The 13,425-nt window shown below is 57.0% G+C and carries 14 protein-coding genes and 2 tRNA genes; 11 read left to right on the forward strand and 5 right to left on the reverse strand.

The features are described from left to right. Both CE636_RS15715 and CE636_RS15720 read left to right on the forward strand, forming a co-directional pair. Positions 1 to 77: transfer RNA gene (locus tag CE636_RS15715), tRNA-Asp, on the forward strand. Between the two features lie 53 nt (positions 78 to 130). Continuing rightward, positions 131 to 206: transfer RNA gene (locus CE636_RS15720), tRNA-Trp, on the forward strand. Positions 207 to 314: 108 nt separating this feature from the next. Here the strand turns inward: CE636_RS15720 and hdfR are convergent. Further along, entirely contained in the window at positions 315 to 1,136 is an 822-nt protein-coding gene (gene hdfR, locus CE636_RS15725) for an HTH-type transcriptional regulator HdfR (RefSeq protein WP_004886879.1), read from the reverse strand. 118 nt (positions 1,137 to 1,254) lie between these two features. On the opposite strand from hdfR, the gene CE636_RS15730 reads away from it, so the two are divergent. Continuing rightward, on the forward strand, positions 1,255 to 1,593 hold the full coding sequence (locus CE636_RS15730; RefSeq protein WP_004886877.1) for a DUF413 domain-containing protein: 339 nt from the start codon (positions 1,255 to 1,257) through the stop codon (positions 1,591 to 1,593). A gap of 24 nt (positions 1,594 to 1,617) precedes the next feature. Here CE636_RS15730 and CE636_RS15735 read toward each other — a convergent pair whose 3' ends face one another. Next, positions 1,618 to 3,138 (reverse strand): YifB family Mg chelatase-like AAA ATPase, encoded by a 1,521-nt coding sequence (locus CE636_RS15735; protein ID WP_017899414.1) that lies wholly within the window; start codon positions 3,136 to 3,138, stop codon positions 1,618 to 1,620. Between the two features lie 354 nt (positions 3,139 to 3,492). Between CE636_RS15735 and ilvL the strand changes: the two genes are divergently transcribed. The 7 genes from ilvL to ilvA all read left to right on the forward strand — a co-directional run bounded on the left by ilvL (position 3,493) and on the right by ilvA (position 10,036). Beyond that, positions 3,493 to 3,591: an ilv operon leader peptide gene (gene ilvL, locus CE636_RS15740; protein ID WP_001311244.1), complete on the forward strand. Its 99-nt coding sequence runs from the start codon at positions 3,493 to 3,495 to the stop codon at positions 3,589 to 3,591. Between the two features lie 87 nt (positions 3,592 to 3,678). After that, a complete protein-coding gene (gene ilvX, locus CE636_RS29660) occupies positions 3,679 to 3,729 on the forward strand; it encodes a peptide IlvX (RefSeq protein ID WP_175426296.1) in 51 nt (16 codons plus the stop codon). 2 nt (positions 3,730 to 3,731) lie between these two features. After that, positions 3,732 to 5,378 carry an acetolactate synthase 2 catalytic subunit gene (gene ilvG, locus CE636_RS15745; protein WP_017899413.1) on the forward strand — a complete coding sequence of 549 codons (1,647 nt, stop codon included), beginning with the start codon at positions 3,732 to 3,734 and terminating at the stop codon, positions 5,376 to 5,378. Next, entirely contained in the window at positions 5,375 to 5,632 is a 258-nt protein-coding gene (ilvM, locus tag CE636_RS15750; RefSeq protein ID WP_004886870.1) for an acetolactate synthase 2 small subunit, read from the forward strand. The genes ilvG and ilvM overlap by 4 nt, the downstream gene beginning before the upstream one ends. A gap of 16 nt (positions 5,633 to 5,648) precedes the next feature. Continuing rightward, positions 5,649 to 6,578 carry a branched-chain-amino-acid transaminase gene (ilvE, locus tag CE636_RS15755; RefSeq protein ID WP_002883171.1) on the forward strand — a complete coding sequence of 310 codons (930 nt, stop codon included), beginning with the start codon at positions 5,649 to 5,651 and terminating at the stop codon, positions 6,576 to 6,578. Between the two features lie 60 nt (positions 6,579 to 6,638). After that, entirely contained in the window at positions 6,639 to 8,489 is a 1,851-nt protein-coding gene (ilvD, locus tag CE636_RS15760) for a dihydroxy-acid dehydratase (RefSeq protein WP_002883173.1), read from the forward strand. Positions 8,490 to 8,491: 2 nt separating this feature from the next. Continuing rightward, on the forward strand, positions 8,492 to 10,036 hold the full coding sequence (ilvA, locus tag CE636_RS15765; RefSeq protein WP_017899412.1) for a threonine ammonia-lyase, biosynthetic: 1,545 nt from the start codon (positions 8,492 to 8,494) through the stop codon (positions 10,034 to 10,036). Here the strand turns inward: ilvA and ilvY are convergent. Beyond that, positions 10,033 to 10,923 carry an HTH-type transcriptional activator IlvY gene (ilvY, locus tag CE636_RS15770; RefSeq protein WP_002883176.1) on the reverse strand — a complete coding sequence of 297 codons (891 nt, stop codon included), beginning with the start codon at positions 10,921 to 10,923 and terminating at the stop codon, positions 10,033 to 10,035. The two genes, ilvA and ilvY, sit on opposite strands and share 4 nt — an antisense overlap. A gap of 152 nt (positions 10,924 to 11,075) precedes the next feature. On the opposite strand from ilvY, the gene ilvC reads away from it, so the two are divergent. Beyond that, positions 11,076 to 12,551, forward strand: a complete 1,476-nt coding sequence (gene ilvC / locus CE636_RS15775) for a ketol-acid reductoisomerase (protein WP_002883178.1) — start codon at positions 11,076 to 11,078, stop codon at positions 12,549 to 12,551. 203 nt (positions 12,552 to 12,754) lie between these two features. Here the strand turns inward: ilvC and ppiC (CE636_RS15780) are convergent, their stop codons facing one another. Together ppiC (CE636_RS15780) and ppiC (CE636_RS15785) are read right to left on the reverse strand one after the other, a co-directional pair. After that, positions 12,755 to 13,036, reverse strand: coding sequence for a peptidylprolyl isomerase PpiC (gene ppiC, locus CE636_RS15780; protein WP_004886861.1), 282 nt, complete (start codon positions 13,034 to 13,036; stop codon positions 12,755 to 12,757). A gap of 50 nt (positions 13,037 to 13,086) precedes the next feature. Next, positions 13,087 to 13,368 (reverse strand): peptidylprolyl isomerase PpiC, encoded by a 282-nt coding sequence (gene ppiC, locus CE636_RS15785; RefSeq protein ID WP_004886860.1) that lies wholly within the window; start codon positions 13,366 to 13,368, stop codon positions 13,087 to 13,089. Positions 13,369 to 13,425 lie beyond the last annotated feature (57 nt).

A 13,425-nucleotide genomic window follows, 5' to 3' on the forward strand; every position in this document is an offset into this window, starting at 1 on the left:
GGAGCGGTAGTTCAGTCGGTTAGAATACCTGCCTGTCACGCAGGGGGTCGCGGGTTCGAGTCCCGTCCGTTCCGCCACTTATTTAACATTAAGCCTGCTCAGATAGCAGGCTTAGTGGTAAGAAAGCTTTAGGGGCGTAGTTCAATTGGTAGAGCACCGGTCTCCAAAACCGGGTGTTGGGAGTTCGAGTCTCTCCGCCCCTGCCATTTATAAGAATCCTTTGCTCAGGCAAAGGATTTTTTTTATCTCTACTATCCATCTGCAATATCCCTATTCAAAATACCTTGCTCCTCTCCGTCCATGGAGAGTACCGCTTATTCCAGGATAGGGCTTTTCAGGATCTCGTGGATCTGCGCCTGCTTATCGCTATTTTGTAACCAGATCGCATAGAGTGGGCGGGACAGCGTAGCGCTGTCCATGACCGTATGTAACCCATGCTTCTCTTTCGCCCAGCGAACAGGTAGCCAACAGCAGCCGCTCAGACGCGATAATTGCTGATAGATCAGTTCAGCTGAAGAGGTAGTGAGCAGCGGAACATCATCGCTTCCTATCAGACCCACTTCGTTTTGCTGAAAATCGGGCCCCCATTCAAGGCGCAAGTAGTTCAATTCATTTCTGTTTTTTGCAGGCGATGTGCAATACAGGGCAAGAGTAAAATTACCCAACAGCTGGCTGCTTAATTCATCCATCTTCGGCGATTCGGTGGTGATCAGCAGATCCAACTGGCGTTCGTGAAGCTGTTTAACCAGCGACTGCCGCTGCGCGATACGCGCTTCAAACTGGAGATTGTAAGGTGCGCTGTAGAGGGTGCCGAGCCAGCCGTTAAGCATGCATTCCCACAGCGAGGCGCTGGCCCCGATGGAGAATTCATTATGTCGCGAAGAGTGTGCGACCTCCTTGCGCGCAGCCTGCCAGGTATTCATTAGCGTTTCGGCGTAGGGCAGGAGCTTTTCTCCGGCGGTCGTCAGGCGAATGTTATTACGATGTCGGGTGAACAGGTTCACACCAAGTTGATTTTCCAGCTGACGAATACGAAAGCTGACCGCTGACTGCGTCAGGTAAAGCGCCTCTGCTGCTCGCCCAAAGTGACGAGTTCTGCTCACTTCCAGGAAAGTCTTGAGCAATTCCGTATCCACACCGTTCTCCACAAAATTATTTGTCGTGATGATTTAAATGTTTTGTTTGACGCTCTGTCAAGCGTAACTAATACTCCGCGCCATAAATAGCTCGGCCAAAGAATCAGGAGCGTGTAGGATGGCGGAAAGCTTTACGACGACTAATCGTTTTTTCGACAATAAAAATTATCCACGCGGGTTCTCCCGTCACGGTGATTTCACCATCAAAGAGGCGCAACTGCTGGAACGTCATGGTTATGCCTTTAACGAACTGGAACTGGGTAAACGCGAACCTGTTACCGATGATGAAAAACAGTTTGTCTCGGTGTGCCGTGGTGAGCGTGAGCCGGTAACGGAAGCAGAACGCGTATGGATTAAGTATATGGCGCGCATCAAGCGGCCGAAGCGTTTCCATACTCTTTCCGGCGGCAAACCGCAGATGGAAGGCGCTGACGATTACACCGAAAGCGATGACTAAGAAAAAAGGGCGTAAGCCCTTTTTTTACGCCATCATTTTCTGCAGATGGTTTAGCATCCGGTCTATCGCCCGATAGCTGAGCGCCTCCTGCAAATGACGGCGTTCAATCTCTTCAGCCTCTGCCAGATCGGCAATGGTTCTCGCCACCTTTAACAGACGCTGCCAGGCTCGTATAGAGAGCCCCAGCTGCGTTAGCGTCTGTTCCAGCCAGACAGCGTCCTCCCGCCGTAAGTGGCAGCAGCTCTTCATTTCACGATTCTCAAGATGCGCATTGAGCTTATTTTGTCTGAGCATTTGCCGTTCGCGCGCCGCCAGCACCCGTTGTCGGACCGTTGCGCTAGACTCTTCGCCCTGCGTGCCCTGGCTCAGTATCCCTGGCGGCGGCAGCGGGATCTCTAAGGAGAGATCGAAGCGGTCAAGGAAGGGGCCTGACAGACGTCCCAGATAACGTAATGTCTGCTCAGGCGATGTACGATTATGTTTGCCCTGATAATGCCCTGTCGGGCTTGGATTCATTGCCGCGATAAGCTGAAAGCGCGCCGGATAGTCAATTTTGGCGCGCGAGCGTGATATATGGATCTTGCCTGACTCAATGGGTTCGCGCAGCGCATCCAGTACACGCCGCTCAAACTCCGGCAGCTCATCAAGAAACAGCACGCCATTATGGGCCAGGGAAATCTCACCGGGGACCGGTATCGAGCCGCCGCCCACCATCGCTGCCAGCGAGGCGCTATGATGAGGTGCGCGAAACGGCCTCTGACGCCACCGGGTCTTCGCGGTATGCAGATTGACCAGACTCTGAATGGCCGTGCTCTCCAGTGCTTCCTGATTGCTTAATGGCGGCAGGAGACCGGGTAGCCGGCTGGCAAGCATGGTTTTCCCTGTGCCGGGCGGGCCGATCAGGAGCAGGTTGTGACCTCCGGCGGCCACAATCTCCAGCGCTCGCTTGCCCTGCTGCTGGCCGATAACATCGCGCAGATCTTCGCCGCGTTCATCAACAGAGGGTGCCTCGGCGAGAGGCGGCGAAAGCGATGTCTGCCCCGCGAGAAAAGCGCACACCTCCTGCAGATGGTCGGCGACCAGGCAATCGCTGCCGCCGATCAGGCCGACCTCAGCCGCATTATCAGAGGAGACGACGATGCGCCGGCCGGCTTTGATGGCCTCCATTGCGCTGGGGATCGCCCCTGGAACGCCGCGTAACCCACCTGTGAGGGCGAGTTCGCCCACAAACTCATATTGATTCAGTCGCGTCGTGTTGAGCTGCTCTGAGGCAACGAGAAGCGCGAGAGCGATAGGTAGATCGTATCGCCCGCCCTCTTTAGGCAGATCCGCTGGCGCCAGGTTAATGGTTATTTTCTTCGCAGGGAAAGCGTAGCCGCTGTTGATCAGGGCGCTGCGAACCCGGTCACGGGCCTCTTTCACGGTGGTCTCCGGCAGTCCGACCATAGTCAGGCCGGGCAGACCGTTGCTGAGATGAACCTCGACAGTAATCAATGGCGCTTCGATACCGAGCGCCGCGCGGGTATAGACGATGGCGAGCGACATAAAACCTCCTGGACCAGGCAGGATTATGGCTGACCTGTGTTAAAACGGGATCGGTAATAGTCAGAAGTTAGGACCATAAATCCATACTTTTCGCGCCATATTGTTACATTTAGCCGAAACTGGAAGTTCGCTCGCAAAACAGAGCGGCGTTGGGAAGGAGGGCGCAAAAGAGCGCGGCAGGCGAGAGAAAACTGAGTTTTTTTCATCTTCGAATTTTTTCATATAAAACAATTATTTTTGCTGAAACTGTTAGGCTGCTCAGCAACAGAGATATAAAAAAATCTTGTGTTTTATGTGATGTCTGTGGTACCTCTTTAGGTATTCCTTCGAACAAGAAGCCAGAAAGTACAGAAAATGACAGCCCTTCTACGAGTGATTAGCCTGGTCGTGATTAGCGTGGTGGTGATTATTATCCCACCGTGCGGGGCTGCACTTGGACGAGGAAAGGCTTAATAATCAAGCCTTAACGAACTAAGACCCCCGCACCGAAAGGTCCGGGGGTTTTTTTATAACTGAAATAACCTAAGCGAGGAGCAGATGATGACTTTTAGCATAAAATTCTGTTTCTCCCGATTTATGACGGGGAACTAACTATGAATGGCGCGCAGTGGGTGGTACATGCTTTGCGGACACAGGGGGTCGACACCGTTTTTGGCTATCCGGGTGGCGCAATTATGCCGGTTTACGATGCACTGTATGACGGCGGCGTGGAGCACCTGCTGTGCCGGCATGAGCAAGGGGCAGCCATGGCGGCCATTGGTTATGCGCGAGCAACCGGTAAAACCGGGGTATGTATCGCGACCTCCGGCCCGGGCGCAACCAACCTGATCACCGGCCTGGCGGACGCTTTGCTTGACTCCATCCCCATTGTCGCCATCACCGGCCAGGTGGCCGCACCCTTCATCGGCACGGATGCGTTCCAGGAGGTAGACGTTCTCGGTTTGTCACTGGCCTGTACTAAGCACAGTTTCCTCGTGCAGTCTCTGGACGAGCTGCCGCGGGTCATTGCTGAAGCTTTCCAGGTGGCAAACTCAGGCCGTCCAGGCCCGGTGCTGGTTGATATCCCTAAGGATATTCAGATGGCGCAGGGCGATCTCGATCCCCATTTCTCTACGGTCGCCGATGAGATGGCATTCCCGCAGGCGGAAGTGGCTCAGGCTCTGCAGATGCTGGCTCAATCGCAGCAACCGATGCTGTATGTTGGCGGCGGGGTCGGCATGGCGCAGGCGGTACCGGCGCTGCGCGAATTCCTCGCAGTGACCCGGATGCCGGCGACCTGCACCCTGAAAGGGCTGGGCGTGGTGGACGCCGATTACCCGTATTATCTCGGCATGCTGGGAATGCACGGCACCAAGGCGGCCAATCTGGCGGTACAGGAGTGCGATCTGCTGATCGCTGTCGGCGCGCGCTTTGACGATCGCGTGACTGGCAAGCTCAACACCTTCGCGCCGCATGCCAAAGTGATCCATATGGACATCGATCCGGCGGAGCTGAACAAGCTGCGCCAGGCGCACATTGGTCTGACCGGCGATCTGAACCGCTTGCTGCCGGCGCTGCAGCAGCCGTTAGCGATCGATGGCTGGCGCGAGCGGAGTGCCGCACTGCGTGCCGACCACGCCTGGCGTTACGATCATCCCGGTGAGGCTATCTACGCGCCGCTGCTGCTGAAACAGCTTTCCGACCGCAAGCCGGCGGACAGCGTGGTGACAACCGACGTAGGCCAGCATCAGATGTGGTCGGCTCAGCATATGACCTATACCCGCCCGGAAAACTTCATCACCTCCAGCGGCTTAGGCACCATGGGCTTTGGCCTGCCGGCCGCCGTTGGCGCCCAGGTGGCGCGCCCTAACGATACGGTGATCTGTATCTCTGGTGACGGCTCCTTCATGATGAATGTGCAGGAGCTGGGCACCGTAAAACGCAAGCAGTTACCGCTGAAGATCGTATTACTCGACAACCAGCGGTTAGGGATGGTTCGACAATGGCAGCAGCTGTTTTTCCAGGAACGTTATAGCGAAACCACTCTGACTGATAACCCTGATTTCCTCACGCTGGCCAGCGCCTTCGGTATTCCTGGCCAACACGTCACCCGTAAAGACCAGGTTGAAGCGGCACTCGACACCATGCTTTCGAGCCAGGGGCCATACCTGCTTCATGTCTCAATCGACGAACTTGAGAATGTCTGGCCGTTGGTGCCGCCCGGCGCCAGTAACTCTGAAATGCTGGAGAAATTATCATGATGCAACATCAGGTCGCTTTACAGGCACGTTTCAACCCGGAAACCTTAGAGCGCGTGCTGCGCGTTGTCCGTCACCGTGGTTTTCAAATCTGCGCAATGAACATGGAAACCGCAGCGGACGCACAGAACATAAATATCGAATTGACCGTTGCCAGCCCGCGGCCCGTCGAATTACTGTTTAGTCAATTAAGTAAACTGGTCGACGTTGCCTGCGTCGAGATCCAGCAACCCACATCACAACAAATCCGCGCCTGAGCGCAAAGGAAGAAAAATGACGACGAAAAAAGCTGATTACATCTGGTTCAATGGCGAGATGGTTCCGTGGGGCGAAGCGAAAGTTCATGTGATGTCCCATGCGCTGCACTATGGCACCTCGGTATTCGAAGGCATCCGTTGCTACGACTCGCACAAAGGCCCGGTGGTGTTCCGTCATCGCGAACATATGCAGCGTCTGCATGACTCAGCCAAAATTTATCGTTTCCCGGTCTCCCAGAGCGTCGACGAACTGATGGAAGCCTGCCGCGAAGTCATTCGCACTAATAATCTGACCAGCGCTTATATCCGCCCGCTGGTGTTTGTTGGCGATGTCGGCATGGGGGTAAACCCGCCTCCGGGTTACAACACTGACGTGATCATCGCGGCGTTCCCGTGGGGAGCCTACCTCGGCGCAGAAGCGCTGGAGCAGGGGATCGATGCCATGGTCTCTTCCTGGAACCGCGCGGCGCCGAACACCATACCGACGGCGGCGAAAGCCGGCGGCAACTATCTCTCCTCGCTGCTGGTTGGCAGCGAAGCGCGTCGCCATGGCTATCAGGAAGGTATTGCCCTCGACGTTAACGGCTATATCTCCGAAGGCGCAGGGGAAAACCTGTTTGAAGTGAAGGACGGCGTGCTGTTCACCCCGCCGTTTACCTCTTCCGCGCTGCCGGGCATTACCCGCGACGCCATCATCAAGCTGGCGAAAGATCTCGGTATTGAAGTCCGCGAGCAGGTATTGTCCCGTGAATCCCTGTACCTGGCGGATGAAGTCTTCATGTCCGGGACCGCGGCGGAAATCACCCCGGTACGCAGCGTGGATGGTATCCAGGTCGGCGCAGGCCGTCGCGGTCCGGTCACCAAACGCATTCAGGAAGCCTTCTTTGGCCTCTTCACCGGTGAAACAGAAGATAAATGGGGCTGGTTGGATCCGGTAAGTAAGTAATTAAAAATGGGACGGCACGCACCGTCCCATTTAATAAACACAGATGGGAGTAAAAAGAGCATGCCTAAGTACCGTTCCGCCACCACCACACATGGCCGCAATATGGCGGGCGCCCGCGCGTTGTGGCGCGCAACCGGAATGACCGATGCCGATTTCGGCAAACCGATTATCGCCGTCGTTAACTCCTTTACCCAGTTTGTTCCTGGGCACGTGCACCTGCGCGACCTCGGCAAACTGGTTGCCGAGCAGATTGAAGCCGCCGGTGGCGTGGCCAAAGAATTCAACACCATCGCAGTGGATGATGGGATCGCCATGGGCCACGGGGGTATGCTCTATTCACTGCCATCCCGCGAGCTGATCGCCGACTCGGTGGAGTACATGGTTAACGCCCATTGTGCGGATGCGATGGTCTGTATCTCCAACTGCGACAAAATCACCCCGGGGATGCTGATGGCTTCCCTGCGCCTGAACATTCCGGTGATCTTTGTGTCCGGCGGCCCGATGGAAGCCGGGAAAACCAAGCTGTCAGATAAAATTATCAAGCTCGACCTGGTGGATGCGATGATCCAGGGGGCGGATCCGAAAGTGTCCGACGAGCAGAGTAATCAGGTGGAACGCTCCGCCTGTCCGACCTGCGGCTCCTGTTCCGGGATGTTCACCGCCAACTCCATGAACTGCCTGACCGAAGCGCTGGGTCTGTCGCAGCCGGGTAACGGCTCTCTGCTGGCGACCCACGCCGATCGTAAGGAGCTGTTCCTTAACGCCGGGAAACGTATCGTTGAGCTGACCAAACGCTATTACGAGCAGGATGACGCTTCCGCGCTGCCGCGCAATATCGCCAGCAAGGCGGCCTTTGAGAACGCCATGACGCTGGATATCGCCATGGGCGGTTCCACCAACACCGTTCTGCACCTGCTGGCGGCGGCGCAGGAAGCTGAAATCGACTTCACCATGAGCGATATCGATAAGCTTTCCCGCAAAGTGCCGCAGCTGTGTAAGGTGGCGCCGAGCACGCAGAAATACCATATGGAAGATGTGCATCGCGCCGGCGGCGTGCTGGGCATTCTGGGCGAGCTGGACCGCGCCGGGCTGTTGAATCGCGAGGTCAAAAACGTTCTCGGCCTGACGCTGCCGCAGACCCTGGAACAGTACGATGTGATGGTGACCCAGGACGACGCGGTGAAAAAAATGTTCCGCGCCGGGCCGGCGGGCATCCGTACCACCCAGGCGTTCTCGCAAGACTGCCGCTGGGATACGCTGGATGACGATCGCGCCGAAGGCTGTATCCGTTCTCTGGAACACGCTTACAGCAAGGACGGCGGCCTGGCGGTACTGTACGGCAATTTCGCGGAAAACGGTTGTATCGTGAAAACCGCCGGCGTGGACGACAGCATCCTGAAATTTACCGGTCCGGCGAAAGTGTATGAGAGCCAGGACGATGCGGTTGAGGCCATCCTCGGCGGTAAAGTCGTTGAAGGCGACGTCGTGGTGATCCGCTACGAAGGGCCGAAAGGCGGGCCGGGGATGCAGGAGATGCTTTACCCCACCAGCTTCCTGAAGTCGATGGGGCTGGGCAAAGCCTGCGCGCTGATCACCGATGGCCGTTTCTCCGGCGGCACCTCAGGGCTCTCTATCGGTCACGTCTCACCGGAAGCGGCGAGCGGCGGCAACATTGCGCTCATTGAAGATGGCGACATGATCGCGATTGATATTCCGAACCGCAGCATCCAGCTGCAGCTGAGCGATGCGGAAATTGCGGCGCGTCGTGAAGCCCAGGAAGCGCGTGGCGACCAGGCGTGGACGCCGAAGAATCGCCAGCGTCAGGTCTCCTTTGCCCTTCGCGCCTACGCCAGCCTGGCGACCAGCGCCGACAAAGGCGCGGTTCGCGATAAATCGAAACTGGGTGGCTAATCATGGCGGATTCACAACCCCTGTCCGGCGCCCCTGAGGGCGCCGAATACCTGAGAGCAGTGCTGCGCGCGCCGGTTTATGAAGCGGTGCAGAAAACGCCGCTGCAAAAAATGGACAAACTCTCTTCTCGCCTGGATAACGTTATTCTGGTGAAGCGCGAAGATCGCCAACCGGTACACAGCTTTAAGCTGCGCGGCGCCTACGCGATGATGTCCAGCCTGACCGCGGAACAGAAATCCCACGGGGTGATCACCGCCTCGGCGGGCAATCATGCCCAGGGCGTGGCGTTCTCCGCATCGCGGCTGGGCGTTAAGGCGCTGATCGTGATGCCGGTAGCGACCGCCGACATCAAAGTGGATGCCGTTCGCGGATTTGGCGGCGAAGTGCTGCTGCATGGCGCCAACTTTGACGAAGCGAAGGCGAGGGCGATTGAGCTGGCGCAGCAGCAGGGCTTTACCTGGGTGCCGCCGTTCGATCACCCGATGGTCATCGCCGGTCAGGGAACCCTGGCGCTGGAGCTGCTGCAGCAGGATGCCCACATCGACCGCGTGTTCGTCCCGGTGGGCGGCGGCGGCCTGGCGGCAGGCGTGGCGGTGCTGATCAAGCAGCTGATGCCGCAGATCAAAGTAATCGCGGTGGAAGCGGAAGATTCGGCCTGCCTGAAGGCGGCGCTGGACGCCGGTCATCCGGTGGACCTGCCGCGCGTCGGCTTGTTTGCCGAAGGCGTGGCGGTCAAACGCATCGGCGATGAAACCTTCCGTCTGTGCCAGGAGTATCTGGACGACATCATCACCGTCGACAGCGACGCTATTTGCGCGGCGATGAAGGATCTGTTCGAAGATGTGCGGGCGGTGGCAGAGCCTTCCGGCGCGCTGGCGCTGGCGGGGATGAAGAAATATGTCGCTCAGCACAATATTCGCGGCGAGCGACTGGCTCACATCCTGTCCGGGGCCAACGTCAACTTCCACGGTCTGCGCTACGTGTCTGAGCGCTGCGAGCTAGGGGAACAGCGCGAAGCGCTGCTGGCGGTGACGATCCCGGAAGAGAAGGGCAGCTTTCTGAAGTTTTGCCAGCTGCTGGGGGGCCGCTCGGTGACGGAGTTCAACTACCGCTTTGCCGATGCCAAAGACGCCTGCATCTTTGTGGGGGTACGTCTGAGTCGTGGGCTGGAGGAGCGGAAAGAGATCCTCCAGTTACTGAACGACGGCGGCTACAGCGTCGTTGACCTTTCCGATGACGAAATGGCCAAGCTCCATGTGCGCTATATGGTCGGCGGCCGACCGTCCAAAGCGCTGCAGGAGCGGCTGTTCAGCTTCGAGTTTCCGGAATCGCCGGGGGCGCTGCTGAAGTTCCTGCACACCCTCGGCACCCACTGGAATATTTCGCTGTTCCACTACCGCAGCCACGGCACCGACTATGGTCGGGTTTTGGCGGCCTTCGAGCTGGGTGAGCACGAGCCGGATTTTGAAACCCGTCTTAATGAACTGGGCTATGAGTGTCATGATGAGACCCATAACCCGGCATTCCGCTTTTTCCTCGCGGGCTAGTGGTTCGGCAGAATTTTCCAGAAAGCATCAATAAGCGGCTCATGCAGCCGCTTTTTTTGTGCGCAAACGCCGAGCTCAAACGGGGTTTGCTCATCGCTGCGCTCCAGGATCATCACCCTGTTGCGTACCGGCTCTGGACTGTTCTCCAGCACCACTTCCGGCAGCAGCGCCACGCCGCATCCCAGGGCGACCATCGACACCATCGCTTCGTGCCCGCCGACGGTGGCGTAGATCGATGGATTGCTGATTTTATGCCGCCGAAACCACAGCTCGATGCGCCGACGTACCGGCCCCTGGTCGGCCATGATAAAGGGCACTGTCGACCAGTCGGGGCGCTCGACGGTCACCTGGTTGCGCACCGGGCAGGGAAGGGCCGGGGCAATTAACACCACGGCGAGGTTCTCCAGCATCGAAAACGCCACCGACCCTGGCAGAGTCTCCGGCTTACCGGCAATCGCCAGGTCGGCTTCGCCGGTGACCACCTTCTCCATGGCGTCGGCGGCGTCGCCGGTCGACAGCTTAATCTCCACCGAGGGGTGCGCGGCGCGAAAGCGGTCGAGGATCGGCGGCAAATGGCTATAGGCGGCGGTGACGGAGCAGAAGATGTGCAGCTCGCCGGAGAGCGAAGGGCCCTGCTGATCGATGACGTGACGAAGCTGCTGATACTGCAGTAAAGTCTGTTGGGCAAAGGTACGTAACTCTTCCCCGGCTTCGGTAAGGGTCACCGTGCGATTATCTCGCACGAACAGCGGCTGGCCGAGGTCCTCTTCCAGACGCTGGATCTGGCGCGAAAGCGTCGACGGGCTGACGTGCATGGCCCGCGCGCTGCGGCCAAAATGGCGGCTTTCCGCCAGATGCAGAAAGGTTTTCAGATCGCGTAAATCCACGGCGCGTTCTCCCCGGTTTTGTATTTCATAAAATGCAACGTGACGTTGTGAATATATCAATTTCCGCAATAAAATTCCTGTCATATAGTAAGTTCATTCTCGCAAAAGCGAACCGAACAATAAGCACGACACAACATCACGGAGTTACAGACATGGCTAACTACTTTAATACACTGAACCTGCGCCAGCAGCTGGCACAGCTGGGCAAATGCCGCTTTATGGCGCGCGACGAATTCGCCGATGGCGCAAGCTACCTTCAGGGTAAAAAAGTGGTCATCGTCGGCTGCGGCGCGCAGGGCCTGAACCAGGGTCTGAACATGCGTGACTCCGGCCTGGATATCTCCTATGCGCTGCGCAAAGAAGCGATCGCCGAGAAGCGCGCCTCCTGGCGTAAAGCGACCGAAAACGGCTTCAAAGTCGGCACTTATGAAGAGCTGATCCCGCAGGCGGACCTGGTGGTTAACCTGACTCCGGACAAACAGCACTCTGACGTTGTGCGCTCCGTACAGCCGCTGATGAAAGACGGCGCGGCGCTGGGCTACTCCCACGGTTTCAACATCGTGGAAGTGGGCGAGCAGATCCGTAAAGACATCACCGTGGTGATGGTGGCGCCGAAGTGCCCGGGTACCGAAGTGCGTGAAGAGTACAAACGCGGTTTCGGCGTACCGACGCTTATCGCGGTACATCCGGAAAACGACCCGAAAGGCGAAGGCATGGCCATTGCGAAAGCATGGGCGGCGGCGACCGGCGGCCATCGTGCGGGCGTGCTGGAATCTTCCTTCGTTGCCGAAGTGAAATCTGACCTGATGGGCGAGCAGACCATCCTCTGCGGCATGCTGCAGGCGGGTTCTCTGCTGTGCTTCGACAAGCTGGTGGCGGAAGGTACCGATCCGGCGTATGCAGAAAAACTGATTCAGTTCGGCTGGGAAACCATCACCGAAGCGCTGAAGCAGGGCGGCATCACCCTGATGATGGATCGCCTCTCTAACCCGGCGAAACTGCGCGCTTATGCGCTCTCCGAGCAGCTGAAAGAGATTATGGCACCGCTGTTCCAGAAACACATGGACGACATCATTTCCGGCGAATTCTCCTCCGGTATGATGGCGGACTGGGCGAACGACGATAAGAAACTGCTGACCTGGCGTGAAGAGACTGGTAAAACCGCGTTCGAAACCGCGCCGCAGTATGAAGGTAAAATCGGCGAGCAGGAGTACTTCGATAAAGGCGTTCTGATGATCGCGATGGTGAAAGCGGGCGTTGAGCTGGCCTTCGAAACCATGGTGGCCTCCGGCATCATCGAAGAGTCCGCGTACTACGAATCACTGCACGAGCTGCCGCTGATCGCCAATACTATTGCCCGTAAGCGTCTGTACGAGATGAACGTGGTTATCTCTGATACCGCTGAATATGGTAACTACCTGTTCTCTTACGCTTGCGTACCGCTGCTGAAAGAGTTCATGACCACCCTGCAGACTGGCGACCTGGGTACGGCGATTGCCGAAGGCGCGGTAGACAACGCTCAGCTGCGTGATGTTAACGAAGCCATTCGCAGCCACGCTATTGAGCAGGTTGGTAAGAAACTGCGCGGTTATATGACCGATATGAAGCGTATCGCGGTAGCCGGCTAATTCCTCGTCGTCTTTTGACTTGCCGATGCGTTGGCTACGGTACGTACACCCCAGTCACATAGTAATCTATGTTCGTGGGGATGTACCTCTTTGCCGCCTTCCGGCAAGCCGAAATCCATAGAGGAATGGATTTGTTTAATAGGCCTGATAAGCGAAGCGCCATCAGGCAAAAACCCGGAGATTAAGATCCCCGGGTTTTTTTATTATTTCCGGTACAGCACTTTGATGATGTGGTAGCCGAACTGGGTATGCAGCGGGCCGGTTGGCTCCAGCACCGGGCAGGAGAAAACCACTTTATCGAACGCCGGCACCATCTGGCCCTGGCGGAACTCACCTAAATCACCGCCGCGTTTGCCTGATGGGCAAATGGAGTGCTTCTTCGCCAGCTTACCGAAGTCGGCGCCGTTTTTAATCTGCTCCAGAAGATCCAGAGCCAGTTTCTCTTCTTTAACAAGAATATGCAGTGCTGCTGCTGTTTTTGCCATGATCGTGCCTTGAATAGGTTGAGATAAATCGGGGCGCAATATACCACGCGTCAGCGGCGATAAAGCACCTTAATGATATGGTAGCCAAATTTGGTTTTTACCGGACCGTAGGGCTTGAGAAGTGGGCAGCTAAAGACCGCCTGATCGAATGGGCCGACCATCGCGCCTTGCTGAAACTCCCCCAGATCGCCGCCGTTACGCCCGGACGGGCATTTCGAATAGCGCTTCGCCAGATGATCGAAGCTGATGCCGCGTTCCAGTTTGGCAAGGATCTCCTGGGCCAGTTTCTCTTCTTTGACCAGGATATGCAGGGCTGCTGCGGTCTTTTTCATGGTTCTGCTCTACGGGTTAATCGCGATTTCTTCACTTTACCATCAGTCGGTAAATCT

This window comes from Klebsiella sp. LY (genome assembly GCF_004010915.1).
Lineage (GTDB): Bacteria > Pseudomonadota > Gammaproteobacteria > Enterobacterales > Enterobacteriaceae > Klebsiella > Klebsiella quasipneumoniae.

Bases quoted from the DNA above. Each gene is read 5' to 3' on its own strand.
- ilvD (WP_002883173.1), top strand. From the start codon at position 6,639: ATGCCTAAGTACCGTTCCGCCACCACCACACATGGCCGCAATATGGCG.
- CE636_RS15730 (WP_004886877.1), top strand. From the start codon at position 1,255: ATGGCGGAAAGCTTTACGACGACTAATCGTTTTTTCGACAATAAAAAT.
- ilvG (WP_017899413.1), top strand. From the start codon at position 3,732: ATGAATGGCGCGCAGTGGGTGGTACATGCTTTGCGGACACAGGGGGTC.
- CE636_RS15735 (WP_017899414.1), bottom strand. From the start codon at position 3,138: ATGTCGCTCGCCATCGTCTATACCCGCGCGGCGCTCGGTATCGAAGCG.
- ilvL (WP_001311244.1), top strand. From the start codon at position 3,493: ATGACAGCCCTTCTACGAGTGATTAGCCTGGTCGTGATTAGCGTGGTG.
- ilvC (WP_002883178.1), top strand. From the start codon at position 11,076: ATGGCTAACTACTTTAATACACTGAACCTGCGCCAGCAGCTGGCACAG.
- ilvE (WP_002883171.1), top strand. From the start codon at position 5,649: ATGACGACGAAAAAAGCTGATTACATCTGGTTCAATGGCGAGATGGTT.
- ilvM (WP_004886870.1), top strand. From the start codon at position 5,375: ATGATGCAACATCAGGTCGCTTTACAGGCACGTTTCAACCCGGAAACC.
- ppiC (WP_004886861.1), bottom strand. From the start codon at position 13,036: ATGGCAAAAACAGCAGCAGCACTGCATATTCTTGTTAAAGAAGAGAAA.
- ppiC (WP_004886860.1), bottom strand. From the start codon at position 13,368: ATGAAAAAGACCGCAGCAGCCCTGCATATCCTGGTCAAAGAAGAGAAA.
- ilvA (WP_017899412.1), top strand. From the start codon at position 8,492: ATGGCGGATTCACAACCCCTGTCCGGCGCCCCTGAGGGCGCCGAATAC.